29 protein-coding genes and 3 other annotated features are annotated in these 24,815 nt (G+C 40.9%); of the genes, 25 read left to right on the top strand and 4 right to left on the bottom strand.

What is annotated here, in order from left to right; all coding sequences use genetic code 11:
• Nucleotides 1-3 precede the first annotated feature (3 nt).
• Genes mutM through coaE form a run of 3 tightly spaced genes read left to right on the top strand, consistent with a single transcriptional unit; the run spans nt 4 to nt 2,145 of the window.
• Complete coding sequence (gene mutM / locus ACSVDJ_RS13230) at nt 4-837, top strand: DNA-formamidopyrimidine glycosylase (protein WP_439169887.1); 834 nt, start codon at nt 4-6, stop codon at nt 835-837.
• A 59-nt stretch (nt 838-896) separates the two neighbouring features.
• Nucleotides 897-1,529 (top strand): sporulation membrane protein YtaF, encoded by a 633-nt coding sequence (ytaF, locus tag ACSVDJ_RS13225; RefSeq protein ID WP_439169888.1) that lies wholly within the window; start codon nt 897-899, stop codon nt 1,527-1,529.
• Between the two features lie 13 nt (nt 1,530-1,542).
• The gene (gene coaE, locus ACSVDJ_RS13220) at nt 1,543-2,145 is read left to right on the top strand and encodes a dephospho-CoA kinase (protein ID WP_439169889.1); all 603 of its coding nucleotides are present in this window, start codon (nt 1,543-1,545) and stop codon (nt 2,143-2,145) included.
• Between the two features lie 40 nt (nt 2,146-2,185).
• On the opposite strand, the gene ACSVDJ_RS13215 is transcribed toward coaE, so the two are convergent.
• The gene (locus ACSVDJ_RS13215; protein WP_439169890.1) at nt 2,186-3,073 is read right to left on the bottom strand and encodes a PhzF family protein; all 888 of its coding nucleotides are present in this window, start codon (nt 3,071-3,073) and stop codon (nt 2,186-2,188) included.
• Between the two features lie 250 nt (nt 3,074-3,323).
• Between ACSVDJ_RS13215 and ACSVDJ_RS13210 the strand changes: the two genes are divergently transcribed.
• The 15 genes from ACSVDJ_RS13210 (at nt 3,324) to ymaG (ending at nt 15,255) form a co-directional block, all read left to right on the top strand.
• Complete coding sequence (locus ACSVDJ_RS13210) at nt 3,324-4,352, top strand: glyceraldehyde-3-phosphate dehydrogenase (RefSeq protein ID WP_439169891.1); 1,029 nt, start codon at nt 3,324-3,326, stop codon at nt 4,350-4,352.
• A 320-nt stretch (nt 4,353-4,672) separates the two neighbouring features.
• Entirely contained in the window at nt 4,673-5,050 is a 378-nt protein-coding gene (speD, locus tag ACSVDJ_RS13205; RefSeq protein ID WP_094834373.1) for an adenosylmethionine decarboxylase, read from the top strand.
• A 130-nt stretch (nt 5,051-5,180) separates the two neighbouring features.
• Nucleotides 5,181-5,639, top strand: a complete 459-nt coding sequence (gene nrdR, locus ACSVDJ_RS13200) for a transcriptional regulator NrdR (protein WP_439169892.1) — start codon at nt 5,181-5,183, stop codon at nt 5,637-5,639.
• Nucleotides 5,640-5,693: 54 nt separating this feature from the next.
• Complete coding sequence (locus tag ACSVDJ_RS13195) at nt 5,694-7,094, top strand: replication initiation and membrane attachment family protein (RefSeq protein ID WP_439169893.1); 1,401 nt, start codon at nt 5,694-5,696, stop codon at nt 7,092-7,094.
• Nucleotides 7,081-8,013, top strand: a complete 933-nt coding sequence (gene dnaI, locus ACSVDJ_RS13190) for a primosomal protein DnaI (protein ID WP_439169894.1) — start codon at nt 7,081-7,083, stop codon at nt 8,011-8,013. Before ACSVDJ_RS13195 ends, dnaI begins: the two co-directional genes overlap by 14 nt.
• 64 nt (nt 8,014-8,077) lie before the next feature.
• Nucleotides 8,078-8,305: a binding site (T-box leader), on the top strand.
• A gap of 57 nt (nt 8,306-8,362) precedes the next feature.
• On the top strand, nt 8,363-10,303 hold the full coding sequence (gene thrS, locus ACSVDJ_RS13185) for a threonine--tRNA ligase (protein ID WP_439169895.1): 1,941 nt from the start codon (nt 8,363-8,365) through the stop codon (nt 10,301-10,303).
• A 110-nt stretch (nt 10,304-10,413) separates the two neighbouring features.
• Nucleotides 10,414-10,548: a sequence feature (ribosomal protein L20 leader region), on the top strand.
• Between the two features lie 68 nt (nt 10,549-10,616).
• On the top strand, nt 10,617-11,138 hold the full coding sequence (gene infC / locus ACSVDJ_RS13180) for a translation initiation factor IF-3 (protein WP_439170036.1): 522 nt from the start codon (nt 10,617-10,619) through the stop codon (nt 11,136-11,138).
• Between the two features lie 19 nt (nt 11,139-11,157).
• The gene (gene rpmI / locus ACSVDJ_RS13175) at nt 11,158-11,358 is read left to right on the top strand and encodes a 50S ribosomal protein L35 (RefSeq protein ID WP_041097707.1); all 201 of its coding nucleotides are present in this window, start codon (nt 11,158-11,160) and stop codon (nt 11,356-11,358) included.
• Nucleotides 11,359-11,388: 30 nt separating this feature from the next.
• On the top strand, nt 11,389-11,748 hold the full coding sequence (rplT, locus tag ACSVDJ_RS13170) for a 50S ribosomal protein L20 (protein ID WP_095477526.1): 360 nt from the start codon (nt 11,389-11,391) through the stop codon (nt 11,746-11,748).
• A 143-nt stretch (nt 11,749-11,891) separates the two neighbouring features.
• A complete protein-coding gene (locus tag ACSVDJ_RS13165; protein WP_439169896.1) occupies nt 11,892-12,176 on the top strand; it encodes a DUF1294 domain-containing protein in 285 nt (94 codons plus the stop codon).
• A 21-nt stretch (nt 12,177-12,197) separates the two neighbouring features.
• A complete protein-coding gene (gene dut / locus ACSVDJ_RS13160) occupies nt 12,198-12,635 on the top strand; it encodes a dUTP diphosphatase (protein ID WP_439169897.1) in 438 nt (145 codons plus the stop codon).
• An 86-nt stretch (nt 12,636-12,721) separates the two neighbouring features.
• Nucleotides 12,722-13,807: a M42 family metallopeptidase gene (locus ACSVDJ_RS13155; RefSeq protein ID WP_439169898.1), complete on the top strand. Its 1,086-nt coding sequence runs from the start codon at nt 12,722-12,724 to the stop codon at nt 13,805-13,807.
• 182 nt (nt 13,808-13,989) lie between these two features.
• The gene (locus ACSVDJ_RS13150; RefSeq protein WP_439169899.1) at nt 13,990-14,157 is read left to right on the top strand and encodes a hypothetical protein; all 168 of its coding nucleotides are present in this window, start codon (nt 13,990-13,992) and stop codon (nt 14,155-14,157) included.
• A gap of 228 nt (nt 14,158-14,385) precedes the next feature.
• Nucleotides 14,386-14,904 carry a DUF1648 domain-containing protein gene (locus ACSVDJ_RS13145; protein ID WP_439169900.1) on the top strand — a complete coding sequence of 173 codons (519 nt, stop codon included), beginning with the start codon at nt 14,386-14,388 and terminating at the stop codon, nt 14,902-14,904.
• 123 nt (nt 14,905-15,027) lie between these two features.
• Complete coding sequence (gene ymaG / locus ACSVDJ_RS13140) at nt 15,028-15,255, top strand: inner spore coat protein YmaG (RefSeq protein WP_518619035.1); 228 nt, start codon at nt 15,028-15,030, stop codon at nt 15,253-15,255.
• 27 nt (nt 15,256-15,282) lie between these two features.
• Here ymaG and ACSVDJ_RS13135 read toward each other — a convergent pair whose 3' ends face one another.
• On the bottom strand, nt 15,283-15,450 hold the full coding sequence (locus tag ACSVDJ_RS13135; protein WP_518619033.1) for a hypothetical protein: 168 nt from the start codon (nt 15,448-15,450) through the stop codon (nt 15,283-15,285).
• 167 nt (nt 15,451-15,617) lie between these two features.
• Here ACSVDJ_RS13135 and ACSVDJ_RS13130 point away from each other — a divergent pair, with 167 nt between their 5' ends.
• From ACSVDJ_RS13130 to ACSVDJ_RS13120, 3 genes are all read left to right on the top strand, one after another.
• Nucleotides 15,618-15,758, top strand: a complete 141-nt coding sequence (locus ACSVDJ_RS13130; RefSeq protein ID WP_518619031.1) for a hypothetical protein — start codon at nt 15,618-15,620, stop codon at nt 15,756-15,758.
• A 64-nt stretch (nt 15,759-15,822) separates the two neighbouring features.
• Nucleotides 15,823-16,170 (top strand): alpha-helical endospore appendage domain-containing protein, encoded by a 348-nt coding sequence (locus ACSVDJ_RS13125; protein ID WP_439169903.1) that lies wholly within the window; start codon nt 15,823-15,825, stop codon nt 16,168-16,170.
• Nucleotides 16,164-16,625 (top strand): hypothetical protein, encoded by a 462-nt coding sequence (locus ACSVDJ_RS13120; protein WP_439169904.1) that lies wholly within the window; start codon nt 16,164-16,166, stop codon nt 16,623-16,625. Before ACSVDJ_RS13125 ends, ACSVDJ_RS13120 begins: the two co-directional genes overlap by 7 nt.
• Before the next feature lie 16 nt (nt 16,626-16,641).
• Here ACSVDJ_RS13120 and ACSVDJ_RS13115 read toward each other — a convergent pair whose 3' ends face one another.
• Nucleotides 16,642-16,962, bottom strand: coding sequence for an alpha-helical endospore appendage domain-containing protein (locus tag ACSVDJ_RS13115; protein ID WP_518619028.1), 321 nt, complete (start codon nt 16,960-16,962; stop codon nt 16,642-16,644).
• Nucleotides 16,963-17,916: 954 nt separating this feature from the next.
• A complete protein-coding gene (gene sspI, locus ACSVDJ_RS13110; protein WP_094835357.1) occupies nt 17,917-18,126 on the bottom strand; it encodes a small acid-soluble spore protein SspI in 210 nt (69 codons plus the stop codon).
• 116 nt (nt 18,127-18,242) lie between these two features.
• Here sspI and ACSVDJ_RS13105 point away from each other — a divergent pair, with 116 nt between their 5' ends.
• From ACSVDJ_RS13105 to ACSVDJ_RS13090, 4 genes are all read left to right on the top strand, one after another.
• Complete coding sequence (locus tag ACSVDJ_RS13105) at nt 18,243-19,010, top strand: TrmH family RNA methyltransferase (RefSeq protein ID WP_439169906.1); 768 nt, start codon at nt 18,243-18,245, stop codon at nt 19,008-19,010.
• Nucleotides 19,011-19,055: 45 nt separating this feature from the next.
• Nucleotides 19,056-19,285: a binding site (T-box leader), on the top strand.
• A gap of 71 nt (nt 19,286-19,356) precedes the next feature.
• Nucleotides 19,357-20,391, top strand: coding sequence for a phenylalanine--tRNA ligase subunit alpha (pheS, locus tag ACSVDJ_RS13100; protein WP_439169907.1), 1,035 nt, complete (start codon nt 19,357-19,359; stop codon nt 20,389-20,391).
• Between the two features lie 17 nt (nt 20,392-20,408).
• Nucleotides 20,409-22,823 (top strand): phenylalanine--tRNA ligase subunit beta, encoded by a 2,415-nt coding sequence (pheT, locus tag ACSVDJ_RS13095; protein WP_439169908.1) that lies wholly within the window; start codon nt 20,409-20,411, stop codon nt 22,821-22,823.
• A 179-nt stretch (nt 22,824-23,002) separates the two neighbouring features.
• Complete coding sequence (locus tag ACSVDJ_RS13090) at nt 23,003-24,682, top strand: methyl-accepting chemotaxis protein (protein ID WP_439169909.1); 1,680 nt, start codon at nt 23,003-23,005, stop codon at nt 24,680-24,682.
• Nucleotides 24,683-24,815 lie beyond the last annotated feature (133 nt).

The following is a 24,815-nucleotide window of genomic DNA, read 5'->3' as shown; positions in this document are numbered from 1 at the left end:
GAGTTGCCGGAGCTTCCAGAGGTAGAAACGGTCCGGCGCACCCTCACACAACTGGTTGTTGGAAAAACGATTCAGGAAGTGGAGGTTCGCTGGGCAAACATCATTAAAAAACCCGAACAGGCGGAGCAATTTGCAGATGCACTTGTCGGGGAAACGATTCACGACGTATTAAGAAGAGGGAAATTCCTAATTTTTATCCTCGATCATTATTCGCTCGTTTCGCATTTGCGAATGGAAGGGAAGTATCGCCTTCATGAAAAAGGCGAGGAAGAAGAGCCGCACACGCACGTTTTATTTACATTCACAGATGGAACGCAATTGCGTTATCGAGATGTGCGTAAATTTGGAACGATGCACTTGTTCGTGAAAGGGGAGGAGAGCATGGCACTCCCGCTTTCGCAACTAGGCCCTGAACCTTTTTCCGACGAATTTACTTTAGCGTACGTGAAGTCGAAGCTGAATAAAACAGAGCGAATGATCAAGGCGGTGTTGCTTGACCAAAAAGTATTTGTTGGACTTGGTAATATTTATGTCGATGAAGCGTTATTTCGGGCAGGAATTCATCCAGAACGAACAGCCCGCTCGCTTGTAGAGGATGAGATCGTTACACTTCATCGAGAAATTGTCGCCACATTGAAGGAGGCGGTTGATCAAGGTGGAAGTACGATTCGCTCTTACGTCAACAGTCAAGGACAGATGGGGATGTTCCAGCAACAGCTGTTTGTGTATGGTAAAAAAGGAGAGCCTTGTCATACGTGTGGGATGGCCATCGAAAAAATGAAAGTAGCAGGGCGTGGCACGCATATTTGTCCGAACTGTCAACCCCTCCCTCAATGAACCTTCTCATTGCTCCTTCATATACTATCGTAATCATTCGATAGGGGAGGAGCTGCTTGATGGATGCGTACCTTTCATTGTATATGCTCGCTGTCGCCGTTAGTTTAGATAGCTTTAGTGCCGGACTCGCTTATGGACTGAAGCGGTTGAAGCTTCCGATGAAGTCTTCGATTGTTTTGTCTCTTTGTTCAGCTGGGTCTTTACTTGTGGCGATGATGACGGGGCATATATTAAGTCAATTCATTTCAGAGCAAACAGCTAGTCAAATTGGCGGATTTATTTTAATTGGCCTTGGTGCTTGGGTGCTTTGGCAATTTTTCCGTGCGGATCATAAAGGAGATCAATTGGAAGATCAGCCTCTTGTCTACTTAGAATTGAAACGTCTCGGCATCGTGATTCAAATTTTAAAAAGTCCAGCAGCGGCTGACCTCGATAAGTCAGGAACGATTTCGGGAATGGAAGCTGTCCTGCTTGGACTCGCGTTATCGCTCGATTCCTTTGGTGCTGGAATTGGAGCCGCTTTGCTAGGGTTCTCTCCCTTCATTTTGGCTGCTTCTGTCGCTGGAATGAACTTCTTATTTGTGACGAGTGGGCTCTGGTGCGGAAGGAAATTTGCTAACGTACAATGGATACAACATGTGGCGTTTTTACCAGGCATTTTATTAATCATATTAGGTACGTTTAAAATGTGAAGGGTGGAAGTAAATGGCTAATATAATTGGGCTAACGGGCGGAATCGCTAGTGGCAAAAGTACCGTGAGCCAAATGTTGAAAGAAAAGGGCTTTGCGATCGTGGATGCGGATGTAGCGGCACGTGCTGTAGTTGAGCCTGGTCAACAAGCGTTAACGCAAATTATTGAGACATTTGGAAAAGCCATCTTACAAGAAGATGGCTCGCTTGATCGTTTGAAGCTCGGGGAACGTATTTTTAACAATGAAGTGGAACGGAAGAAGCTGAATAGCATCGTGCATCCAGCTGTCCGTCAATTTATGCTTGCTGAAAAAGAAGCTGCCATCGAAGCAGGGAAGAAAACGATCATTATGGATATTCCTTTATTATTTGAAAGCCAATTAACATGGATGGTTGAAAAAGTGATTGTTGTGTATGTAAATGAAGATACTCAACTACATAGGTTAATGGCACGCAATGATTTTGATGAAGCAACAGCTAAATCTCGAATCGCTTCTCAGCTTAGTCTCAGTGATAAAGCTGCTCAAGCCGATGTGGTCATCAACAATAATGGAACAATGGAAGAAACGAAAGAACAGCTAGAACAGATTTTAATCGATTGGCATTTGCAGCCGTAAACCGTCCTTATTATAGGGCGGTTTTTGCTTTTGAAAAAAATTAAATAGACATTTCAAATTCTTTCACAAACACCGCTTGTCCTGTGATTTCCACTTCGAAGGTAGTCCCTTTTTTTACAACAGAAACAAGAACTTTTCCGTCTTTGTCCATTTCCTGTCCTTGTTCAATTAACAGCTCGATCTGTTCTTTACGTTCAATATATTTTGAATAATACGCACCCATCACTCCGGAAGCAGTGCCTGTGACAGCGTCTTCTATTGTGCCTGAAAACGCGGAAGAAAAATGACGTCCATGCATATGAGCGTGTGGATCAAAGGTTTCTAAACAAAAAGGGTGAACGGAGGCTCTAGGCATTTCCTTTAATACGTCTGGAAAACGCTGATTATTAGGTTTCATTTTTTGAAAAGTGCTTAGCTTTTTGATTGGCACTAATAATGTCCAAATTCCTGTACTGCCATAAACGATCGGTAATGTCATGTCGATATCATTCTTCTCTAACCCAATAGAGGAAGCTAAATCATCAACTGACCCTTGAAATTCACGAAATTCCGCCGGGGCCTGCTTCATGGTGATGTATACTTCATCTTTTGTACGAGCATCTATTTTAAGAGGAAGAATGCCAGCCTTTGTTTCGATCATGATGTTGCTTTTTTCTTGTAATAATCCGTTAGTGATCATCGCAAAAATGGTGGCGATCGTTCCATGGCCGCATAAATTCATTTCATGACCAGGTGTGAAATAGCGAATTCTGACATCCGCTTTGTCTGATGATAATGTAAAAGCAGTCTCGTTAAAACCTACTTTTAAGGCAATTTCTTGCATTTCCTCTTCCGTTAGCTGATCTGCACCTAACACTACACCTGCTGGGTTTCCTTTATTAGGTTCCTTGCTAAATGCATCAAACTGAAAAGCCATTACTGTTTTCAAAATGACAACCTCCCATATGATAGACTTTTTTCATCGTATCACATAAAAAGGGAAAAAGTTCTGGAAAAGCAAAAGAAAAATGCTCGATTCATTCATGGAAATAGCCATAATGACGCTTGTCTTTTCTGAATAGTTAAATTTCTTATTTTGATGATTTAAAGGTTCCATTAAAAATTAATTATGTTATACTAATTACAGCAAAACAAACAATTAAGTATATAACATTGATGGATATAGGAGGAGCCGGTATATGAAGGCGAAAGTGGCAATTAACGGATTTGGCCGTATCGGAAGAATGGTATTTCGTAAAGCGATTTTAGAGGAAGGTTTGGATATTGTAGCTGTGAATGCAAGCTACCCTCCAGAGACTCTTGCTCATTTAATTAAATATGATACAAACCATGGCAAGTTTGAAGGCGAAGTAACAACGGAAGAGAATGCATTAGTCGTTAATGGTAAGCGTATTCAATTATTAAGCAGCCGTGACCCACTAGAGCTTCCTTGGAAAGATCTTGGCATTGACATCGTCATTGAAGCAACAGGTAAATTCAATGCTCGCGATAAAGCGGCACTTCACCTTCAAGCAGGAGCGAAGAAAGTTATTTTAACAGCACCTGGTAAAAATGAAGATGTGACGATCGTTATGGGTGTAAATGATGAAGCGTTAAACATTGTTGAGCATGAGGTCATTTCCAATGCATCTTGTACAACAAACTGTCTAGCTCCAGTAGCGAAAGTGTTGAATGAGAAGTTCGGCATTGAGAATGGTTTAATGACAACTGTTCATGCTTATACAAATGACCAAAAAAATATCGACAATCCACATAAAGATTTACGTCGTGCTCGTGCATGTGCACAATCAATTATTCCGACTTCAACTGGAGCGGCGAAAGCGTTGTCACTTGTTCTTCCTGAATTAAAAGGTAAACTTCACGGTATGGCGTTACGTGTACCAACTTCTAACGTTTCTCTTGTGGACCTTGTTGTTGACTTAAAGCGTGAAGTAACAGTAGAAGAAGTAAACGAAGCGTTTATCGAAGCAGCTCAAGGTGAACTGAAAGGAATCCTTGATTTCACAACAGAGCCGTTAGTATCTATCGACTTCAATACAAATCCACATTCTTCTATTATAGATGGACTTTCTACGATCGTAATGGAAGGAACAAAAGTGAAAGTTCTTTCTTGGTACGACAACGAGTGGGGCTATTCTTGCCGCGTTGTTGACTTAGTGAACTATGTAGCAGAAGAGATGAAAAAAAAAGCTGAAGTAACAGCTTAACTCCATCAAATTTTAAGTCGGCTTGAGAGGTTTACTCAAGTCGGCTTTGTTGTGCTTAAAAATGATAAACCTCGAGCTAAAGGCTATACTATTAAAGGCGGGCATTTGAACCTTTCGTCCGCATCCCCCTTGCATAATAATAATAAAAACTTTCAAAATGGCTGTTGCAAATTTGAACAGATCAAAGTATACTAATTTTCGTGAAACAAAATAGCTACTTAAAGGGTTAGGACCTCTTCGGACTAACTTTCCCCCGTGGTAGTTATCACTTTTACAAAAGCCTATGGTGAAAAAAATCATTGTAAAAGGGGGAAACGATCATGGAAACAATGGGTCGTCATGTAATTTCAGAACTATGGGGATGTAACTTAGAAAAGTTAAATGATATGGAAAAAATCGAGCAAATTTTTGTGGATGCTGCATTGAAATCAGGTGCAGAAATTCGCGAAGTAGCTTTTCATAAATTTGCACCACAAGGAGTTAGTGGAGTAGTCATTATTTCCGAATCTCATTTAACGATTCACAGCTTCCCAGAGCATGGATACGCAAGCATTGACGTATATACATGCGGAGATTTAGATCCGAATATCGCTGCTAACTATATTGCAGAGGCTTTAGAGGCAGAAACGCGTGAAACAATTGAATTGCCTCGTGGAATGGGCCCTGTACAAGCGAAAGAAAAAGCGACTATAAGCTAACAAAAAACAAGGTGTATGCGACTAAGCATACACCTTTTCCTATTGAAGTAGCCTTTCTTTTCTTGTGCATTCTGCTTCTTTTTTATATGATAGGATAAATATAAGATAAAAATAAATCGGAGTTGATACGATGAAATGTCCGGCTTGCCAATACAATGGCACACGTGTAATCGATTCTAGACCGATAGATGATGGTCGGTCGATTCGACGGCGGCGGGAATGTGAATCTTGTGCGTACCGATTCACAACGTTTGAAAAAGTGGAGGATTTACCGTTGATTGTCGTGAAGAAGGAAGGAATGCGAGAAGAATTTAACCGGGACAAAATGCTACGGGGATTAGTGAAAGCATGCGAAAAACGCCCGGTATCGCTTGAGCAATTAGAAAAAATCTCTCTCGATGTGGAGAAGGGAATTCGTAGCCAAGGGTATTCAGAGATTGATTCAGATAAGATCGGTGAGATGGTGATGGATCGTTTAGCAGAAGTAGATGAAGTCGCTTACGTTCGTTTTGCCTCTGTCTATCGTCAATTTAAAGATATTAACGTCTTTTTGGATGAGTTGAAAGAATTAATTAAAAAAGTGAAATAACAGGCTGGAGGCAGACAGTGCTCTAGCTTTTTTCAACGAAAGGTTAGATAAACGATGTCCCTACACTGGAATGAAATTCAACCCGTCGATGAGTACAAGTCCTGTTTAAGCGGGGTACTTCATGAAGCAGATCGCAAAATATTAACATTTCTGTACCAGCCATTAATCGGTGCAAAATGTTTTAGTTTATATATGACATTATGGGCGGAAGTAGAAGAAAATCGTCTCATTGCGCGCGTGTCCAACCATTATTATTTAATGAATTTTATGGATATGAGCCTAGAAGAGATATATAAAGAACGTCTCAAACTAGAAGCGTTAGGTTTATTAAAGACATACGCCAAAAAAAGGGGCGACATTCGTGAATTTATATATGAATTGCAGCCGCCGCTCAGCGCGGAGCAGTTTTTTCATGATGGTATGCTGAATGTATTTCTGTACCGGAAAATTGGTCGTTCGCATTTTCAGCGGTTAAAGGAATTTTTTGTTGATCAGCTCGTCCCAAAAACAGAATATCATGATGTGACGAGAGACTTTCAGGAAGTGTTTTCTGCTGGTCAACCAACGATTAACAAAGAGGCGATGGAGGCGAGTCAAGTTTCCGAAAGCCAACAATTTATTTCTAAGGAAGAAAGTAAAGGTATTCCGCTTTCCGAGGATACCTTTGATTTCAGTTTTCTTGAAAGTGCTTTAAAAGGGGCGATGCTCTCAAAAGTCATATTGACGCCCTCTGTAAAGGAAACGATTGTGAAATTATCCGTTCTTTATGGCATTGAACCGCTTGAAATGAAAAATCTACTTTTATCCTCGATGGATGAAAAAGATGAGATTGATCTAGAAGTGTTGCGAAAATCAGCGCGTGATTGGTATCAACTAGAGAAAAATAGTGAACTTCCTGAACTGATTCACCGCGTACAACCGGCCCCATTACGAACGGTGGAGCATGAGCCGACGACGCAAGAAGAGCAATTGATGCATTATTTGGAAACGACATCTCCAAGGCAAATACTCATTGACATTTCAGGTAGCTTGCCATCGAAATCGGATTTAAAGGTCATTGAAGATGTGATGTTCCAGCATAAATTGCCAGCCGGTGTTGTCAATGTGCTCATTCAATATGTTCTTCTGAAAACCGATATGAAAATGACAAAAAGCTACGTGGAGAAAATCGCCTCTCACTGGGCGCGGAAAAAAGTAAAAACAGTGAAAGATGCGATGGAGTTGGCGAAAAGCGAGCACCGCCAATATTTAGACTGGGCGCAAAATAAAAAACAACCGAGCAAAAAAGCAGCGATTCGCACGGAAAAGCTACCTGAATGGTTTCATGAAACGGCAGAGGCGGATAAGCCTGTAGTGAATGAGTCCACTAATGTAGAAGCGAAAAGGCGTGAATTAGAACAGAAGATTAAAAATAGTCGATTGAAGAGGCAGGTGAAACAAAATGAAGAAAATTGATGAAACGATGAAAAGGTTAATGAGTTCCTCTGATTTTCAAACACGTTATGAGAATATGAGAAGCGAAATTTTAAACACTCCATCCATTCAGCAATTTATCAAGGAGCATGAACAAGAGATTTCATCGAACATGATCAATAAAAATTTAATGAAATTATACGAATATAAATCGCAAAGTTTTTCCTGTGATAAATGCCCAAACCTTGATGGCTGTATCAATGTCATGAAAGGCTTTGAACCGAAGCTTGTGTGGCGTCGGGGAGCTATTGATATTGATTACCATCGTTGTCCGCGCAAAATTCGTGACGACGAAAAACGCAAAAATGAGAAGTTAATCGATAGTATTTACGTACCGAAAGATATTTTGCATGCGACGTTCACGAATTTAGACTTGCAAGATCCTGATCGTTGGCAAGCGATTGAAGCAGCACAGCACTTTACCGAAGCATATGCGAAAGATCCACACGCGAAAGGTTTGTTTATTCATGGACCGTTCGGTGTAGGGAAATCATACTTGCTTGGGGCGATCGCTAATGATTTGGCAGAAATAAATGTTTCCTCACTTATCGTTTATTTCCCAGAATTCATTCGCGAAATGAAGCAATCTTTTAATGATCAGTCGATGAATAGTAAGCTAGAGGTCGTGAAAAAAGCACCGGTGTTAATGCTTGACGATATCGGAGCGGAATCTATGTCTAGCTGGATGCGCGATGATATTCTTGGGACGATTTTGCAATTTCGGATGCTAGAAGGACTGCCGACTTTCTTTACGTCTAACTTTAGTTATGCTGAATTAGAGCACCATTTAACGTACTCGCAGCGTGGAGAAAAGGAAGAGCTAAAAGCGAAACGAGTGATGGAGCGAATTCGCTATTTAACGGCGCCGGTGGAAATGAAAGGTCAGAATCGTCGGAAATAATGAACAAGCCCTATTGATTTTCATGTAAGGAAGTTCTATAATAACGTACATACATGATAAATATCGACAGGTTATGACGAGGACACGAGTTTTTTTTACGGTTTTCAGAGAGGGAGAGCTAGGCTGAAACTTTCCTAACACGAAAAAAACACTTACCACCTCTGAACCACGGCCGTGAACGCAAGCCTTGCTAGTAATGGACCGCCGGCAGCAGCCGTTATCTGAACTGGAGATTTCAACATTTTTTGTTGAAAAAGTAGGGTGGAATCGCGATTAAAACCTCGTCCCTTCATTAAATTGAAGGGATGGGGTTTTTTTATTTTTTATGAAAAAGAAGGAGTTGGAAGTAATGTCTGACATGATGAAAATTACATTCCCTGATGGGTCCATCAAGGAGTTTCCTAAAGGAACGACAACAGAAGAAATTGCTCAATCAATTAGCCCGGGGCTAAGAAAAAAAGCATTAGCTGGTAAAGTGAGTGGTCAATTATTTGATTTACGCACACCGATTGCCGAGGATGGCAGTTTAGAAATTGTGACACCAGACCATGAAGATGCGTTAGAAATTTTGCGTCACAGCACAGCGCATTTAATGGCTCAAGCGGTTAAACGGATCTACGGCGCAGAAAATGTGAAATTAGGTGTTGGTCCAGTTATCGAAGGTGGATTTTATTACGATATCGATTTAGATGAATCGATATCAGCAGAAGATTTGCCGAAAATAGAAAAAGAAATGAAGAAAATCATCGGCGAAAATATTGAAGTGGTTCGCAAAGAAGTGAGTCGCAATGAAGCGCTGAAGTTTTATCAAGAAATTGGCGATGAATACAAAATTGAACTACTTGATGCGATTCCTGAAGAGGAAACAGTGACGATGTATGAGCAAGGTGACTTTATCGACCTTTGCCGTGGCGTTCACGTTCCGTCTACTAACAAAATTAAAGAATTTAAGCTACTAAGCATTGCCGGTGCGTACTGGCGTGGAGATAGCAATAATAAAATGCTACAACGTATTTATGGTACAGCGTTCTTCACAAAAGAAGATTTGAAAAAACATTTGCAAATGCTAGAAGAAGCGAAAGAGCGTGACCACCGTAAAATCGGTAAAGAGTTAAATTTATTTATGAATTCAATGAAAGTTGGTCAAGGTTTGCCGATGTGGTTACCGAAAGGCGCAACGATTCGTCGTATCGTCGAACGTTACATCGTTGATAAAGAGGAAAAACTTGGCTACGATCACGTGTATACACCAGTCATGGGTAGCATTGAACTTTATAAAACGAGCGGTCACTTAGATCACTATCAAGATAGTATGTTCCCGGTAATGGAAATGGACAATGAACAGTTGTTCCTTCGTCCGATGAACTGCCCGCATCATATGATGATTTATAAAAATGGCATTCATTCGTATCGTCAATTACCGATTCGTATTGCTGAACTTGGTACGATGCACCGTTATGAAATGTCAGGAGCGCTTTCAGGACTTCAACGTGTACGAGGTATGACATTGAATGATGCCCATATTTTCGTTCGCCCTGACCAAATTAAAGAAGAGCTTAAACGTGTCGTTCAATTAATTCTTGAAGTATATAAAGACTTCGATTTAAATGACTACTCTTTCCGTTTATCTTATCGTGATCCGGCTGATACAGAGAAGTATTATGACGATGACCAAATGTGGGAAAAAGCACAAGGTATGTTGAAGGAAGCGATGGATGAGCTTGGTCTTGAATATTATGAAGCAGAGGGCGAAGCAGCATTCTATGGTCCGAAGCTAGATGTGATGGTGAAAACAGCATTAGGTAAAGAAGAAACTTTATCAACAGCACAGCTAGACTTCTTATTGCCACAGCGCTTTGATTTAACATACATCGGTGAAGATGGGAAACAACATCGTCCAATCGTTATTCACCGTGGAGTCGTATCAACAATGGAACGTTTCGTTGCCTTCTTAATTGAAGAATACAAAGGGGCATTCCCAACTTGGTTAGCGCCAATTCAAGTACAAGTGATTCCTGTTTCTGCCGATGTTCATTTTGACTATGCGAAGGAAGTCCAAGAAAGTTTACGCGCAGCTGGCATTCGCGCAGAACTAGATGATCGCGACGAAAAAATCGGCTATAAAATCCGTGAAGCACAAATTCAAAAAACACCGTACATGCTTGTTGTTGGTGATAAAGAAATCGAAACGAAGTCCGTTAACGTTCGTAAGTATGGTGAACAAAAATCAGAAACAGTGGCTTTCGATGCCTTCTTAGAAATGATTAAAAAAGAAGCGAAAAAAGGGTAATTGAAAAAAAGTCCTTGATCTTTTGTTCAAGCTTTGTTAATATAATTTTTGTTGCTGACAATGAATTGACGAATATGATTCATTGTGATATAGTTACTAAGGTGAACAGAATACACAAGCAGAAGCACCCGCTTCTCACCTGATTGACGCGCCAAGCAGTTGGCAGGTTTGAATGTAATGATTAATGGCCATTATACGGCTATTTCAATGCGGGTATGCTCATATACCCGCATTTTTTATTGCCTTTAAACAGTTTGACGGTAATGTGTATTCGTGAATATACGTGTATTCTAATAAACCTTGGAGGTGGCTAATTATTAGCAAAGATATGTTTTTAAACGAGGGAATTCGTTCCCGTGAAGTCCGTCTCATTGACCAAAATGGAGAGCAGTTAGGAATTAAATCAAAATTCGATGCGCTCGAAATTGCTTCACGCGTTAATCTTGATCTTGTGCTTGTTGCTCCGAATGCGAAACCACCAGTAGCTCGTATTATGGACTACGGGAAGTTCAAATTTGAACAGCAGAAGAAAGAGAAAGAGGCTCGTAAAAATCAAAAAATCATTAATCTTAAAGAAGTTCGTCTTAGTCCGACGATTGAAGAGCATGATTTTAATACGAAACTTCGCAATGCCATCAAATTCCTTGAAAAAGGGGATAAAGTGAAAGCTTCCATCCGCTTCAAGGGACGTGCGATTACTCATAAAGAAATTGGACAACGTGTTCTTGACCGTTTTTCTAAAGCTTGTGAGGAAGTGGCTACTGTTGAGACTAAACCAAAAATGGATGGTCGCAGTATGTTCTTAATCTTAGCACCTAAAAACGAAAAGCAATAAGTTTGAGGAGGAATTACAAATGCCAAAAATGAAAACCCACCGCGGCTCAGCTAAGCGTTTCAAAAAGACAGGTTCTGGTAAATTAAAACGTTCTCATGGCTACACAAGTCACTTATTTGCCAACAAATCTACGAAACAAAAACGTAAGCTTCGCAAAGGAACGCTTGTATCTAAAGGCGATTTCAAACGCATTCGTCACATGTTAGACAATCTGAAGTAAGAATAGGAACCATTATAGGAGGGAAATATTATGCCACGCGTAAAAGGCGGAACAGTAACTCGCAGACGTCGTAAAAAAGTTCTTAAATTAGCAAAAGGTTTTTTCGGTGCTAAACACCGTTTATATAAAGTTGCAAACCAACAAGTAATGAAATCTTTACAATATGCTTACCGTGATCGTCGCCAGAAAAAACGTGACTTCCGTAAGCTTTGGATCACTCGTATCAACGCAGCAGCTCGCATGAACGGTCTTTCTTACAGCCGTTTAATGCACGGTTTAAAGCTTGCTGAAATCGAAGTGAACCGCAAAATGCTTGCTGATTTAGCAATTAGCGACGAGAAAGCATTTGCTCAATTAGCAGACGCTGCAAAAGCTCAATTAAACAAATAATGTTTGTTCAAAATCAGACCGCTTCGGCGCGTCTGATTTTTTATTTTGGGTGGAAAGAGTGAGGATTCAGTAAAAGCGAGCTACGAGTCAGTAATAAAGCGCATCAACTTAGCAAAAAATCCTCACGATTTCTGAAAAGCGAAATGTTTGATACAATAAATGCTGGGAGGAGATCGAATTTGTTCATTTATTTTGTTCTCATCAATGTCATTAGCTATGCGGTGATGGCGAATGATAAGAGGAAGGCGAAACGAGGAGCTTGGCGGACGAGTGAGTTCACGCTATGGTTGTTAGCGTTCACTGGTGGAGCGGTTGGTAGCTGGGTAGCGATGCAGACACACCGACATAAAACGAAGCATGCTTCCTTTAAATATGGGATGCCGATCTTAGCGGTAATCGATCTGGGGTTGCTTGCGTATTTTTCATAAAGAATAAGGAGAATGGTCACAATGAACTATAACTTAAAAATAAAATTACTACATAATGAGGCTCTTTTACCATTTCAAGCGAATGTAGGAGATGCAGGGTTAGATTTGTTTTCCGCAGAAGAAAAGGTCATTAAGCCAGGAGAAGCGGAATTAATTAGCACGGGAATTAGCATCGAGTTGCCGCAAGGAACGGAAGCGCAAGTGAGACCGAGAAGCGGCTTAGCGTTGAAGCATGCGGTGACGGTATTAAATAGCCCAGGCACGATCGATGAAGGATATAGAGGAGAAATTAAAGTGATCCTCATTAATCATGGAAAGGCAGATTTTAAAGTAGAGAAGCACATGAGAATTGCTCAAATGGTGATCGCATCTGTGGCAACAGTAACGATCACTCAAGTGGAAGAGTTGTCCACTTCCGAGAGAGGAGAAGGAGGATTCGGGTCTTCAGGTGTAAAATGAAGGTTGTTCACCCCGAATTTTGAATATTTGAGCAAAAATGCGTATACTTAAATAGATAGACATTTTTGATAAAAGGAGGATTTTTTATGCCGAAAATGGATGAAACGTTAACGATGCTGAAAGAATTGACAGATGCGAAAGGAATTCCGGGTAATGAGCGTGAAGTTCGTGCTGTCATGAAAAAATACATAGAGCCGCTTTCAGATGAAGTTACAACAGACAACTTAGGAAGCTTAATCGCTAAAAAAGCAGGCGATGAAAATGGACCGAAAATCATGGTAGCTGGTCACTTAGATGAAGTCGGCTTCATGATTACTCAAATCGATGATAAAGGTTTCCTTCGTTTCCAAACTGTCGGCGGCTGGTGGGGTCAAGTCATGCTTGCTCAACGCGTGACCATTGTCACGAGAAAAGGCGATGTAACGGGAATCATTGGTTCAAAGCCACCGCATATTTTACCGCCAGAAGCTCGTAAAAAACCGGTAGAAATTAAAGATATGTTTATTGATATCGGTGCTTCAAGTAAAGAAGAAGCGATGGAATGGGGCATTCGTCCGGGAGACATGGTTGTACCTTACTTCGAATTCACTGTGATGAACAATGAGAAAATGTTATTAGCGAAAGCATGGGATAACCGTATCGGCTGTGCAATTGCGATCGACGTTATGAAATATGTGAAGGACAAGCAACATAAAAATGTTGTATACGGTGTAGGAACGGTACAGGAAGAAGTTGGATTGCGTGGAGCGAAAACAGCGGCTCAAACGATTAAGCCAGATATCGCTTTCGGTGTAGATGTCGGTATTGCTGGTGACACACCTGGCATCTCTGAAAAAGAAGCGATGAGCAAAATGGGCAAAGGTCCACAAATTATTTTGTATGATGCATCTATGATATCTCATAAAGGATTACGTGATTTTGTCACAGATGTGGCAGATGAGCTAGAAATTCCGTATCAATTCGATGCGATGGCTGGCGGCGGCACAGATTCAGGAGCGATCCACGTAACAGCAGGTGGAGTTCCAAGCTTATCTGTTACCATCGCGACACGCTACATCCACTCGCACGCAGCGATGCTTCACCGTGACGACTACGAAAACGCCGTCAAGCTTTTAGGAGAAGTCATCCTGCGCCTAGACCGCGATACAGTGAACAAAATTACGTTTGATTAAGAAAAGCGGAGCCGACTGTTCAAACACGACAAGCAAATGGCAGAATGATGTAATGGCGTTCTTCAGCCATGCAGTCAGGCTGGCATTTGACTCGAGTGTTTAGGAGGCGGAGCTGGACAAGGAAAGCGGAAACGGCTGTTTAGACTCGGCAGACATAAGGCGGACCGCCGAAGTGGCGTTCTTTGCCACACAGGCGTGACGACTTATGTCCGAGAGTCTGGCCGTTGCAGCTAGACAAGAAAAGCGGAAGGCGCTGTTCAGCGACGTATGGACTGGAGCGATCCGATCGAGATAAAGGAAACACGATGAACGTGAGTGAATCGATGTTGACTTATCGCAAAGATGAATAAGATGATTAAAATTTATTTCAAAAAGCGTGATGAGCGAATGAGTTGTTCATCACGCTTTTTTCTATTTGGTGATTATGCTAGTTATTTCTACTTTTTGATATAATAGAAATAACTAGGGTGGGGTGTTTATTTATAATAGATAGAGGAGATGTGTGATGGGAAATTCAATTATTAAAGAATCGGTAACGGAAGAAGAAGTAATGAGTGCTTATCCCGTAAGGAGGAATTATGAAACTAGAGAATCAACCAATATTAAAAATCCCACAAACAACTTTTGAAAAGCTCTCTACTATCTTGTCTTTGCTACTGCTTGTCGTGAATGTGATCTATTTATTGATTCAATGGGGCGACTTGCCGAAGCAAGTACCTATTCATTTTGGGATTACCGGAGAAGCAGATGGCTGGGGAAGCAAAGGAATGATTTGGTTTTTGCCAATTATGGCCTCTCTTTTGTGGGTTGGTCTTACGTTACTAGAGAGAGTACCACACTTGCATAATTATAGTGGTTTAACGGAGGGAAATGTCGAATCCCAATATCGTAACTCGCGAATGATGCTCAATGTGATTAAAACGGAAATTATTATTTTTATGGTACTAGCAAGTTATCAAAGTGTGCAAGTCGCACATGGAAATAGCTTCGGTCTTGGTATATGGGAGCTTCCCATTTTTTTAGGGGCGATATTCGGTACGATGGGATTTTTCATGTATCGATCTTTCAAATTAAAACAAACAAGCGATTCTCTGTAATGGAGGATCGTTTTTTTTATTTAGGCGATTACCTATTTTTCAGAAAGGCAATCGCCCTCTTTCGATCCAATGCATAGCATGTTAATGGAAAGGCGAGGTTGTTAATTGAGATGGAAAGGGAGAATGTTTGTCATGAATGATGGCTTGTCCGTTATGCCTCATGGCGTACAGCAAGATGAAAGAATTATCGGTCGTCCCTTTGGGTTTGGTTTCGGTCGTCCGTTCTGGGGAGCGCCCTTCTTAGGTGGCTTTGTTGGTGGATTGTTAGCTAGCTCGTTATATGCTCCTTATTATGGGTATCCTTACTATAGCTACCCTTACTACGGATATCCGTACGGAGGTTTTTATTAAATTAAAACATGTAAAGGAGAGAAACCATTATGTGGAATCAGCATGAACAAGAGTTTTTTGATTTTGTAGATGAAAGACAACAACATTATTACCATCATCCGTATCATCACCACCACTATCCGTACTATTATCCGCACCACCACCATCATCACTCGCATCACCACCCGCATCACCATCATCATCCACACCATTCATATCCTTATTATCCTGGTTATGGCTATGGACACGGGCATGGTGGCTGGTAAAACAGCACACAACGGGCTACTAGATGAGTGTCTAGTAGCCCGTTGTCTATAGAAGCATTACATAAGCATAATACAATTAAAAAAGGTGAGACTAAGTCATAAAAGGAGGGAATTGTGATGACAAATAATGATCACTATCCAGTTGCTTCACTGAATGAACATCAACTAAATAAGATTCGATCTTTAGAGAAAGAACTTCGTCATGAAATAGGAGAAAACATTGTATTAATTGCTTATGATGAAATAGAAGGTCAGTAAAGGAACTTATTTTTCGGATGGTTAATACATTAATTAGAGAATCCGAAAAAGGAGTGAAACCGTTATGAGTATGCCGTCCATCCCTAGGGAACCCCATCGTCCTGATCAATGCGAAGTTATTATCGATTTACTAGAATCGATTGCACTAGAAGAAATTGCCTTATCACATATCCTCAATGCAGAAGCGGAAAAAATCCAAGCATTTGTCGGTGAATGTTTGGATTTTCCGACGAAACCTAACAATCATGAGATCATCAAATTTAATAAATCTGTTCAAAGTCTCATCGAAACAGTCGTCATGAAAGAGTGGTTGCTGCTGAAAAAGTTAGAAAATGTGATTGATTTTCTCCCTATTCCACCTGATAAATCCCATTGTCCTAAATGTAAAGGAAAAGGGCATCATTCATGCTAGCAGATAGAAAGCATCAACAATCCTTCTTACGCTCTGTTCAATCTTTAGACGAATCCTTTCTAGCATTGACAGAAGCGCTCATTCAATTAGCTGAAGCTGAACGTCACTATGTGGCGGAAGAGGAAGTATTGAAAGAGTTCATTGTTTATACGAATATGGAAATTGCGCAGCTGCAAAGGTGGGTATTAAAAAAAAATAAGCGCTGGGTTCAATATTTTGAACAACTAGATGGGCCTTGTTTCATTAAAGGGCGTGATCATTCAGCGCTTTTAGCTAATCAAATGGCTCAAATGAAAGAAATAGTCAATTCTTTATCGTTGTCAACAGAAGACAGACAAGAAATATATGAGCTATTGCAAGAAAATCAACTATTATATAGAAAGAGACAATCTTTGTTACGATCTCAAGCATTTCTAGAAAATGACCCGGCAACGAGATGGCTTTCTTTTAGCTAACAAAAAGCTTGTTATTCTATTCTTCGTGACAACAGGAATCAAAGAGATCCAAAGGGTCAGGGACTTTGAGAACAGCTTCTAATTTGAATAATAGTATGATTTCTTTAATAATCACTTTTTGTAATGTTTCTTGTACGCTTTCATTCACATCTAATAAATCGTCTAAGCAAGGAGGATGCTCTGGGTAAGGCTTCAATGTCCCAACTACCCTTTGAATTTTCTCAGCCTCTGCATTGATTACATGGGCAAGGGCTAGTTCCTCTAAAGCAATAGAAGCTAATAACGAATTAATTGCATGTTCGCGATCTTCGTACAGATCATTTGGTAACTTAGGCATAGTCATCATTTTCGATCCTTTCATTTAGTCTTATATTTCATGACTACTATATTCTGATGAAGGTAGTCATGAACTGGACAAAAAACCAAAATAGATAAAAGGATGAAGAAATGGGCTTTCAAAAAGAAAAGCAGACAAACAAATTGCCTGCTTTTTCTTTATTCATCTTCTCAGTCCTCGGAATTGGAATATCCTCCGTAACCGCCACAATCTTTACAATTAACTGTTAAATATTTCACTTTTTTAATCTTAATTTTGTGGATACAAGGGTTGAAAGATCCGTGTTTGTGTCCATGTGATTTAGAACCCATGAGTTTTCACCTCCTTTGAAAGAAGGCTGTTAAGCTTCTTTACTTTATCTTATGTTTAAACAAACGTTGCGTATAGATAAATACCTCGAATCAATCGCATATTTATTGGTAAAATGACGATCAGTGTTTGCTTTTCTTGCAATCTAGCGATTAGTCAGAGCACCCGCATTTTTTTTCTTTTGTCTGATGATGGTCATCTCCACAAGAGATTGTTACATATTTTGGTTTGTAGAAACACATCTTATCAATACAGCTGTTAGAACATCTTTTTTTACGCTTCCTTGATTTATAAGCCATAATATCCCCTCCTTTTTCGAGTGCATAAAAGGTATTACTTAATCATCGTATACATTAAGAACACCTTTCTGTATCTTATGTTTAAACAAGCACCGAGTATAGGTGAGTTATCTTGAATCAATCGCACATTCTCCTCATCGTTACACACAAAAAAAGAGCGATCAGGAGAAACCTGACTGCCCTTTCTAAATTTATCCCGCATTAACGGGCTGTAAGACTCCCACCTCAACAGGGCAGAAAAAGCGCAGGCGTGTAGGTAGGAGATCAACAGCCCGTAAAAGCCCGATTGGTTCAACTAACAATCAGTGGGGGATGAAGAAACCCCCCCACTGATTGAAGTTTCACTTTATTGTTTTAATCCCGTCTCTAATGTTTGTAGCATATGCTGCTTCTCCTGTTCTTCAGCGTGCTGCCAAAATACCTCAAACAATACGCCAAGACCCGGAAGCATCTTTTCTTCATTTCGCTGAATCGCATCGACAATCGTTTGTTCTAGTTGTTGTTGGGAACTGCCTGTAACATTATTTAATACTGCTTGCCGCAAATTAAAGTTCATCCAAATCGCTCCTTTTCCCATAGTCTTTATTATTTTCTCCTGAGCTTTCATTTAATATGCGAAAAAAATAAGCTATAATGAAACGAAAATCCCTATGCATTAAAGGAGCGGAAAAAGTGAAATTTATTCAATCAACGAAAAATGTTCAAGTGAAGCAGTGGAAGAAGCTGTTAACGAAAAAAGAGCGAGAAAAAACAGGACTATATTTGCTAGAAGGTCTTCATTTAGTGGAAGAGGCGTTAAATCATAAAGAAGAGATTGTGGAAGTCGTTGTATCAGAAGATATTTCTTTACCTGCCCATTGGAATATGGATGGGGTTGAAATGACGATGGTGACAGCGGAGGTTACGAAGGAGCTTGCCGATACAGAAACGAACCAAGGAGTGTTTGCCGTTTGTCGCAAACGTCCATTGCCTGAGTCTTTCATCGGTCGTACGTATTTACTCATTGATGCAGTGCAAGATCCAGGTAATATCGGGACGATGATTCGCACAGCGGATGCCTCGGGGCTAGATGGTGTGATTTTAGGAACAGGCTGTGCCGATCCGTACAATCCGAAAGTGCTTCGTGCCGCGCAAGGTAGTCATTTTCATTTGCCGCTTATTCAAATGCCGCTCGATGAAGCGATTCAACAATTAAAAAATCAGCAAATTCCGGTGTTTGGTACGTCTTTACAACAAGCAGTCGATTATCGGGAAGCGGAAGTGCAAGATGCCTTCGCTCTTCTTGTTGGAAATGAAGGTGGCGGTGTGAACGAAGCGCTGTTAGCCGAGACGACAAGTAATGTATTTATTCCGATCTACGGCGGTAGCGAATCGTTGAACGTGGCGGTGGCAGCTGGTGTGTTGCTGTATCATTTTAAACATTCATTGAAAAATGTTTGAACTTTTGAGTGAAAATGTACTATAATGAGAACAAATTGTATAAGGCAAAAGGCAATGATAGAGAAGAGTAGTTTATATTAGTTTTTTTCAGGGAGAAAGTGCCGCAGACTGGAAGCACTTTTATGAAACGGTAAGCGAAGTTCACCTCTTGAGCCGGCATTAGGACCGCCATCAGCGTAAAAATGCCCCGGTGAAGAACCGTTACATCAATGAAGTGAACATGTATTTAAGCATGTTAATAAGGGTGGTACCGCGACCAAAGCCTCGTCCCTTTTCGGGAGACGGGGCTTTTTTGTGTTTACGATCCGAAACCGCTTTTTGCCAACAAAAAAGGAGGAATTACACTGTGGAACAGCAATTAAAGCAATTACAAACAGAGGCGCTGGCGCAAATTGAAACAGCCGCTGATTTAAAACAGCTGAATGACGTTCGTGTCGCTTATTTAGGAAAAAAAGGACCTGTGACAGAAGTATTGAAAGGCATGGGAAAATTATCGGCGGAAGAACGTCCGAAGATGGGGGCACTGGCTAATGAAGTGCGCGGAGCGATTGCTTCAGCGATCGAAGCAAAGCAAACGACATTAGAGCAACAAGCGATTCAAGCACAATTAGCTAAAGAAACGATCGACATTACACTTCCAGGTCGTCCAGTGAAAACAGGCAACCACCACCCGTTAACACGCGTAGTCGAGGAAATTGAAGATTTATTTATCGGCATGGGCTATGCTGTCGCAGAAGGGCCAGAGGTGGAAAAGGATTACTATAACTTTGAAGCATTGAACCTTCCGAAAGGTCATCCGGCACGCGATATGCAGGATTCTTTCTATATCACAGAAGATATTCTACTTCGTACACACACATCTCCTGTGCAAGCACGCACGATGGAAAACAATACAGAAAAAGGCCCAGTAAAGATCATTTGTCCAGGAAAAGTATTCCGCCGCGACAATGACGATGCGACACATTCTCATCAATTTATGCAAATTGAAGGTCTTGTCGTTGATGAAAACATTAGTATGGGTGATTTAAAAGGCACGCTTCAAGCTTTTGCGAAAAAAATGTTCGGTGAAGATCGTGAAATCCGTCTACGCCCAAGCTTCTTCCCATTCACTGAGCCATCAGTAGAAGTCGATGTTAGCTGTATGTGCGGCGGTAAAGGCTGTAACATTTGTAAGCAAACGGGTTGGATCGAAGTGTTAGGAGCAGGTATGGTACATCCGAACGTCCTTGAAATGGCCGGTTACGACTCGAAGAAATATACAGGCTTTGCGTTTGGTATGGGAGCGGAACGAATTGCAATGTTGAAATATGGCATTGATGATATTCGTCTATTTTATACAGATGATTTACGCTTTTTAAAACAATTTTCGGTACATGAATAATTAGGAGGGAAATAACAATGTTCGTTTCATATAAATGGCTAAGCGAGTACGTTGATCTTGGCGGAATGCCAGCAAAAGAATTAGCAGAGAAAATTACCCGTAGCGGAATTGAAGTAGAAGGAGTCGAGCACTTAGGCGAAGGCATTAAAAATGTCGTTGTCGGTCATGTGCTTGAGCGTGAACAGCATCCGAATGCTGATAAATTAAATAAATGTTTAGTCGATGTCGGTGAGGAAGAGCCGGTTCAAATTATTTGTGGTGCAGCCAACGTGGATAAAGGTCAAAAAGTCGTTGTCGCAAAAGTAGGCGCTGTTCTTCCTGGCAATTTCAAAATTAAAAAAGCAAAGCTACGTGGTGAAGCTTCACACGGCATGATTTGCTCGCTACAAGAGCTTGGTATCGAAAGTAAGCTAGTAGCGAAAGAATTTTCAGAAGGAATTTTCGTCTTCCCGAATGAAGTGACACCAGGAGAAGACGCTCTTGAGCAGTTGAACTTACATGATGAAGTGTTAGAGCTTGGGTTAACCCCAAACCGTTCCGACTGCTTAAGCATGTTAGGTGTTGCTTATGAAGTGGCAGCGATTCTTGGCACAAGCGTCAAGCTTCCTGCGACAGACGTGCAAGAAGTGAGCGAAAAAGCAGAAGGACAGATCGACATTCGCATTGAAGCGAAAGAGGATACCCCACTTTATATCGCTCGCATCGTGAAAAATATCAACATTGCGCCATCTCCACTTTGGTTGCAAACTCGCTTAATGGCGGCTGGTATTCGTCCACATAACAATGTTGTTGACATTACGAACTATATTTTATTAGAGTACGGTCAACCGCTTCATGCGTTTGATTATGATCGTTTAGGGTCAAAAGAAATCGTTGTTCGCCGCGCTCAAGCAGGCGAAAAAATCGTTACATTGGATGAGGCAGAACGTACATTATCGGCTGAGCATTTAGTGATTACAAACGGCCAAGAGCCAGTCGCGATTGCGGGTGTCATGGGTGGTGCGAACTCTGAAGTGCAAGCTGATACGACAACCGTTCTAATTGAATCAGCTTATTTTGACGGTCAACGTGTGCGTCAAGCGTCCAAAGATCACGGTCTTCGTTCAGAAGCAAGTGCTCGTTTTGAAAAAGGCGTGGACCCGAATCGCGTGCAAGCAGCAGCTGATCGTGCAACTCAATTAATGGTCGAGCTAGCGGGTGGAGAAGTGCTTTCTGGTCGTGTCGTCGCAGGAGAAATGGCCGCAGAGCCGAAAGTCGTTTCTATTACGCTTGAAAAATTGAATCGTGTCCTCGGGACGGATTTACAAGTAGCTGAAGTGGAAGATATTTTCCGTCGTTTGCAGTTTGAAGTACAGACAGATAATAATGAATTCATTGTTACGGTTCCAACTCGCCGCGGTGACATCACGATCCCAGAAGATTTAGTGGAAGAAGTGGCGCGTATGTATGGATACGATCATTTGCCAACGACGCTTCCAACAGGTGAATCAAAACCGGGCCGATTAACTGATTATCAATTAAAGCGTCGCGTCGTTCGCCGTTATTTAGAAGGGGCAGGCTTAAACCAAGCAATCACTTACTCTTTAACGAGTGAGAAAAAATCAACTCAATACGCATTAGAAACTCGTGAGCCAGTTGCTTTAGCGATGCCGATGAGTGAAGAGCGTGCATTTTTACGTTTAAGCCTTATTCCACAATTACTGGAGGTTGTTGCTTATAACAACGCCCGTCAAATGGACTCACTAGCGCTTTATGAAGTAGGTTCTGTGTTCTTAAAAGAAGTAGAGGGTGAATTACCTTTTGAACGCGAGCATGTAGCTGGTGTTATCACTGGGCTATGGGAAGAAAACGCTTGGCAAGGAGAAAAGAAGGCGGTCGATTTCTTCGTAGCGAAAGGTGTACTTGAAGGATTGTTTGCTCGTTTAGGCTTAGAGAAGCGTATCGCTTATAAAAAAGCAGACATTGAAGGCATGCATCCAGGACGTACAGCGGCTGTTGAATTAGACGGTCAATTTATCGGATTTATCGGTCAAGTGCATCCACAGCAAGCGAAAGATCTCGATGTAAAAGAAACGTACGTGTTCGAATTAAAATTGAACGCCCTTCTTGGAGCGGAAAAAGAAGCGGTGGCTTACGAGCCGATTCCACGTTTCCCATCGATTACTCGCGATATCGCACTCGTTGTTGATCATCAAACAGAAGCAGAAGCACTGCAAGCGGTCATCGAGGAAGCAGGCGGTGACTTACTGAAAGGCGTTCACGTATTTGATCTATACGAAGGCGAGCATATGGAGCCAGATAAAAAATCTGTTGCCTTCACATTAACATACGTAGACCCGGCCAAAACACTGACAGATGAAGAAGTAGTCAACGTCCACAACGGTGTTCTTGAAGCATTGAAAGAAAAAGCCGGTGCTGAATTGCGCAGCTAATTTAGTTGCTTTATTTAGAAGATACTCTAATAAGGGTATCTTCTTTTTTTGCATGGAGAGAATATTTATCCCCATTTTTCCAAACGTTCGTCTTGGAAATCTTAACAACTATATAGGTTATCTGATAGAATAGATGTTTAAGATAGGTAGATAGATGTGGTTTGAAAGGTGGAAAAACAATGAAAAGTTTGAAGGCCAAGATTTTAAGCGCATTTTTCGTTATTATCGGACTGACGCTTATTATGGGTATTTTTAACATTGTGTCTTTATCTTCTATTAACAAGGATTCTGAAGAGGTCATTCAAAAAGATCTTCCTTTGCTAATGTTAGATGAAAAATTAAGATTCAATATATCTCAACGAATTTCAGCTGCTCGCGGTTATCTTCTTTTAGAAAATCAAAGCTTCCGAGACGAATTTGATCGTTATACAGAAGAGAGTAAGCAGCTTCAAGAAGAATTGCTTGCGATCAATCACTCAGCGGCTACGAAAGAATTAGTACAGAAAAGTATACAATGGCGAAATTTGCTCACCGAAGAGGTATTTACCCTGTATGATCAAGGGAACAAAGAAGCAGCATTGAAAAACTTAGATAATAAAGTCGCTCCGCTCGGCCAAGAGATTATGCAAGAATTGAATCAAATGGCTGAAAAAAGAGAGGGAGAAATTAAGCAGCAAGGAGAAAACGTAGTGCAGTCTGGAGACAAGATCGCTTTTATGGTCAAAACGATTGTGGCTGCTGTTGTCATTCTTGGGATAGTGATCGCTGTTTATATTGCTAACTCTTTAACAAAGCCAATTATTCGTGCTGTAACTAGAATGAAAGAGGTTTCGAGTGGCGATTTAACACAGGAAGATTTACAAGCAACTACGAAAGATGAAGTCGGAGAATTAGTTCATTCAATCAATGACATGAACAAGGAAATTCGGACGATGACGATGGACATTCAAGAAGTATCGGATATAGTGGCTAGTCAAAGTGAAGAGTTGACACAGTCGTCACAAGAGGTAGGAGAAGGTAGTTTGCAAATATCTTCCACGATGGAAGAATTAGCTAAAGTGGTAGAATCACAAGCTCGTACAACGACGGAATTGTCGGATTCCATGAAGAAGTTTATGAGCAATATTCAAGATGCGAATGGAAATAGTATAAAAGTATCGGATGTATCAGAGGATGTTTTAGCATTATCAAAGCAAGGGAATCAATTGATGGTGGAGTCCGTGACGAAAATGAATGTCATTGATGAAAATGTGAAAGAGGCTGTAACAAAAGTGCAAAGCCTATATGAACATACAAAAGAGATCTCCCAGTTAGTACAAGTGATTTCAGCAGTTTCTGAACAAACGAATATGCTAGCTTTAAATGCAGCGATTGAAGCAGCTAGAGCTGGCGAGCACGGCAAAGGCTTTGCGATCGTGGCGGGAGAAGTTCGAGCGTTATCTGAACAAGTGGGGAATTCTGTAACGGAAATTACCGATATTGTGACAGCGATTCAAAGTGAAACCGGATCAGTCGTTCGTTCTCTTGAGGAAAGCTTTGAATTAGTAGATGAAGGAACGATTCAAATCAAACAAACAGGTGAAGCTTTCGACACCATTACATCTTCTATTGAAGACATTACTTACAAAATTCAAGCTGTTACAAACGATTTATCTGGAATTGTACAAGAAACAGAAGAGATGGAAGGAGCGATCACTAGCATCGCTTCCATTTCAGAAGAAACAGCGGCGGGAGTTGAACAAACAGCGGCTTCGTCCGAACAATCGACCATCTCGATGCAGGAAATTTCCAGAAATGCGGATTCATTGGCAAGTCTTGCAGAGAAGCTAAATACACTTGTGCGACGATTTAAAGTATAAAGTGAAAGGTCGATGATTGTTTTTTCGTAGCCTGTTAATATGGAATAAATTTGAGAAGCTATCCAGAAAGTCAGTTTTCACTGATTTTCTGGAGGCTTCTTTGACTTTACGAACGGTTTCTTCGACTTTTTTG

Origin of the sequence: Bacillus sp. Hm123 (assembly GCF_051842975.2) — a bacterium.
Taxonomy (GTDB): Bacteria; Bacillota; Bacilli; order Bacillales; family Domibacillaceae; genus Bacillus_CE.
The sequence above is the reverse complement of the archived record's forward strand: the minus strand, read 5'-3'. Positions and strand labels throughout refer to the sequence as shown.

Coding starts and splice junctions, on each gene's coding strand:
- rpmI (WP_041097707.1), top strand. CDS start 11,158: ATGCCAAAAATGAAAACCCACCGCGGCTCAGCTAAGCGTTTCAAAAAG.
- ACSVDJ_RS13130 (WP_518619031.1), top strand. CDS start 15,618: ATGACAAATAATGATCACTATCCAGTTGCTTCACTGAATGAACATCAA.
- sspI (WP_094835357.1), bottom strand. CDS start 18,126: ATGAACTTTAATTTGCGGCAAGCAGTATTAAATAATGTTACAGGCAGT.
- ACSVDJ_RS13155 (WP_439169898.1), top strand. CDS start 12,722: ATGCCGAAAATGGATGAAACGTTAACGATGCTGAAAGAATTGACAGAT.
- rplT (WP_095477526.1), top strand. CDS start 11,389: ATGCCACGCGTAAAAGGCGGAACAGTAACTCGCAGACGTCGTAAAAAA.
- dut (WP_439169897.1), top strand. CDS start 12,198: ATGAACTATAACTTAAAAATAAAATTACTACATAATGAGGCTCTTTTA.
- pheT (WP_439169908.1), top strand. CDS start 20,409: ATGTTCGTTTCATATAAATGGCTAAGCGAGTACGTTGATCTTGGCGGA.
- ACSVDJ_RS13120 (WP_439169904.1), top strand. CDS start 16,164: ATGCTAGCAGATAGAAAGCATCAACAATCCTTCTTACGCTCTGTTCAA.
- ACSVDJ_RS13090 (WP_439169909.1), top strand. CDS start 23,003: ATGAAAAGTTTGAAGGCCAAGATTTTAAGCGCATTTTTCGTTATTATC.
- ACSVDJ_RS13125 (WP_439169903.1), top strand. CDS start 15,823: ATGAGTATGCCGTCCATCCCTAGGGAACCCCATCGTCCTGATCAATGC.
- dnaI (WP_439169894.1), top strand. CDS start 7,081: ATGAAGAAAATTGATGAAACGATGAAAAGGTTAATGAGTTCCTCTGAT.
- ACSVDJ_RS13115 (WP_518619028.1), bottom strand. CDS start 16,962: ATGCCTAAGTTACCAAATGATCTGTACGAAGATCGCGAACATGCAATT.
- ACSVDJ_RS13135 (WP_518619033.1), bottom strand. CDS start 15,450: ATGAATGGTGTGGATGATGATGGTGATGCGGGTGGTGATGCGAGTGAT.
- ACSVDJ_RS13165 (WP_439169896.1), top strand. CDS start 11,892: ATGTTTGATACAATAAATGCTGGGAGGAGATCGAATTTGTTCATTTAT.
- ACSVDJ_RS13145 (WP_439169900.1), top strand. CDS start 14,386: ATGAAACTAGAGAATCAACCAATATTAAAAATCCCACAAACAACTTTT.
- coaE (WP_439169889.1), top strand. CDS start 1,543: ATGGCTAATATAATTGGGCTAACGGGCGGAATCGCTAGTGGCAAAAGT.
- nrdR (WP_439169892.1), top strand. CDS start 5,181: ATGAAATGTCCGGCTTGCCAATACAATGGCACACGTGTAATCGATTCT.
- ytaF (WP_439169888.1), top strand. CDS start 897: ATGGATGCGTACCTTTCATTGTATATGCTCGCTGTCGCCGTTAGTTTA.
- thrS (WP_439169895.1), top strand. CDS start 8,363: ATGTCTGACATGATGAAAATTACATTCCCTGATGGGTCCATCAAGGAG.
- ACSVDJ_RS13210 (WP_439169891.1), top strand. CDS start 3,324: ATGAAGGCGAAAGTGGCAATTAACGGATTTGGCCGTATCGGAAGAATG.
- ACSVDJ_RS13195 (WP_439169893.1), top strand. CDS start 5,694: ATGTCCCTACACTGGAATGAAATTCAACCCGTCGATGAGTACAAGTCC.
- speD (WP_094834373.1), top strand. CDS start 4,673: ATGGAAACAATGGGTCGTCATGTAATTTCAGAACTATGGGGATGTAAC.
- ymaG (WP_518619035.1), top strand. CDS start 15,028: ATGTTTGTCATGAATGATGGCTTGTCCGTTATGCCTCATGGCGTACAG.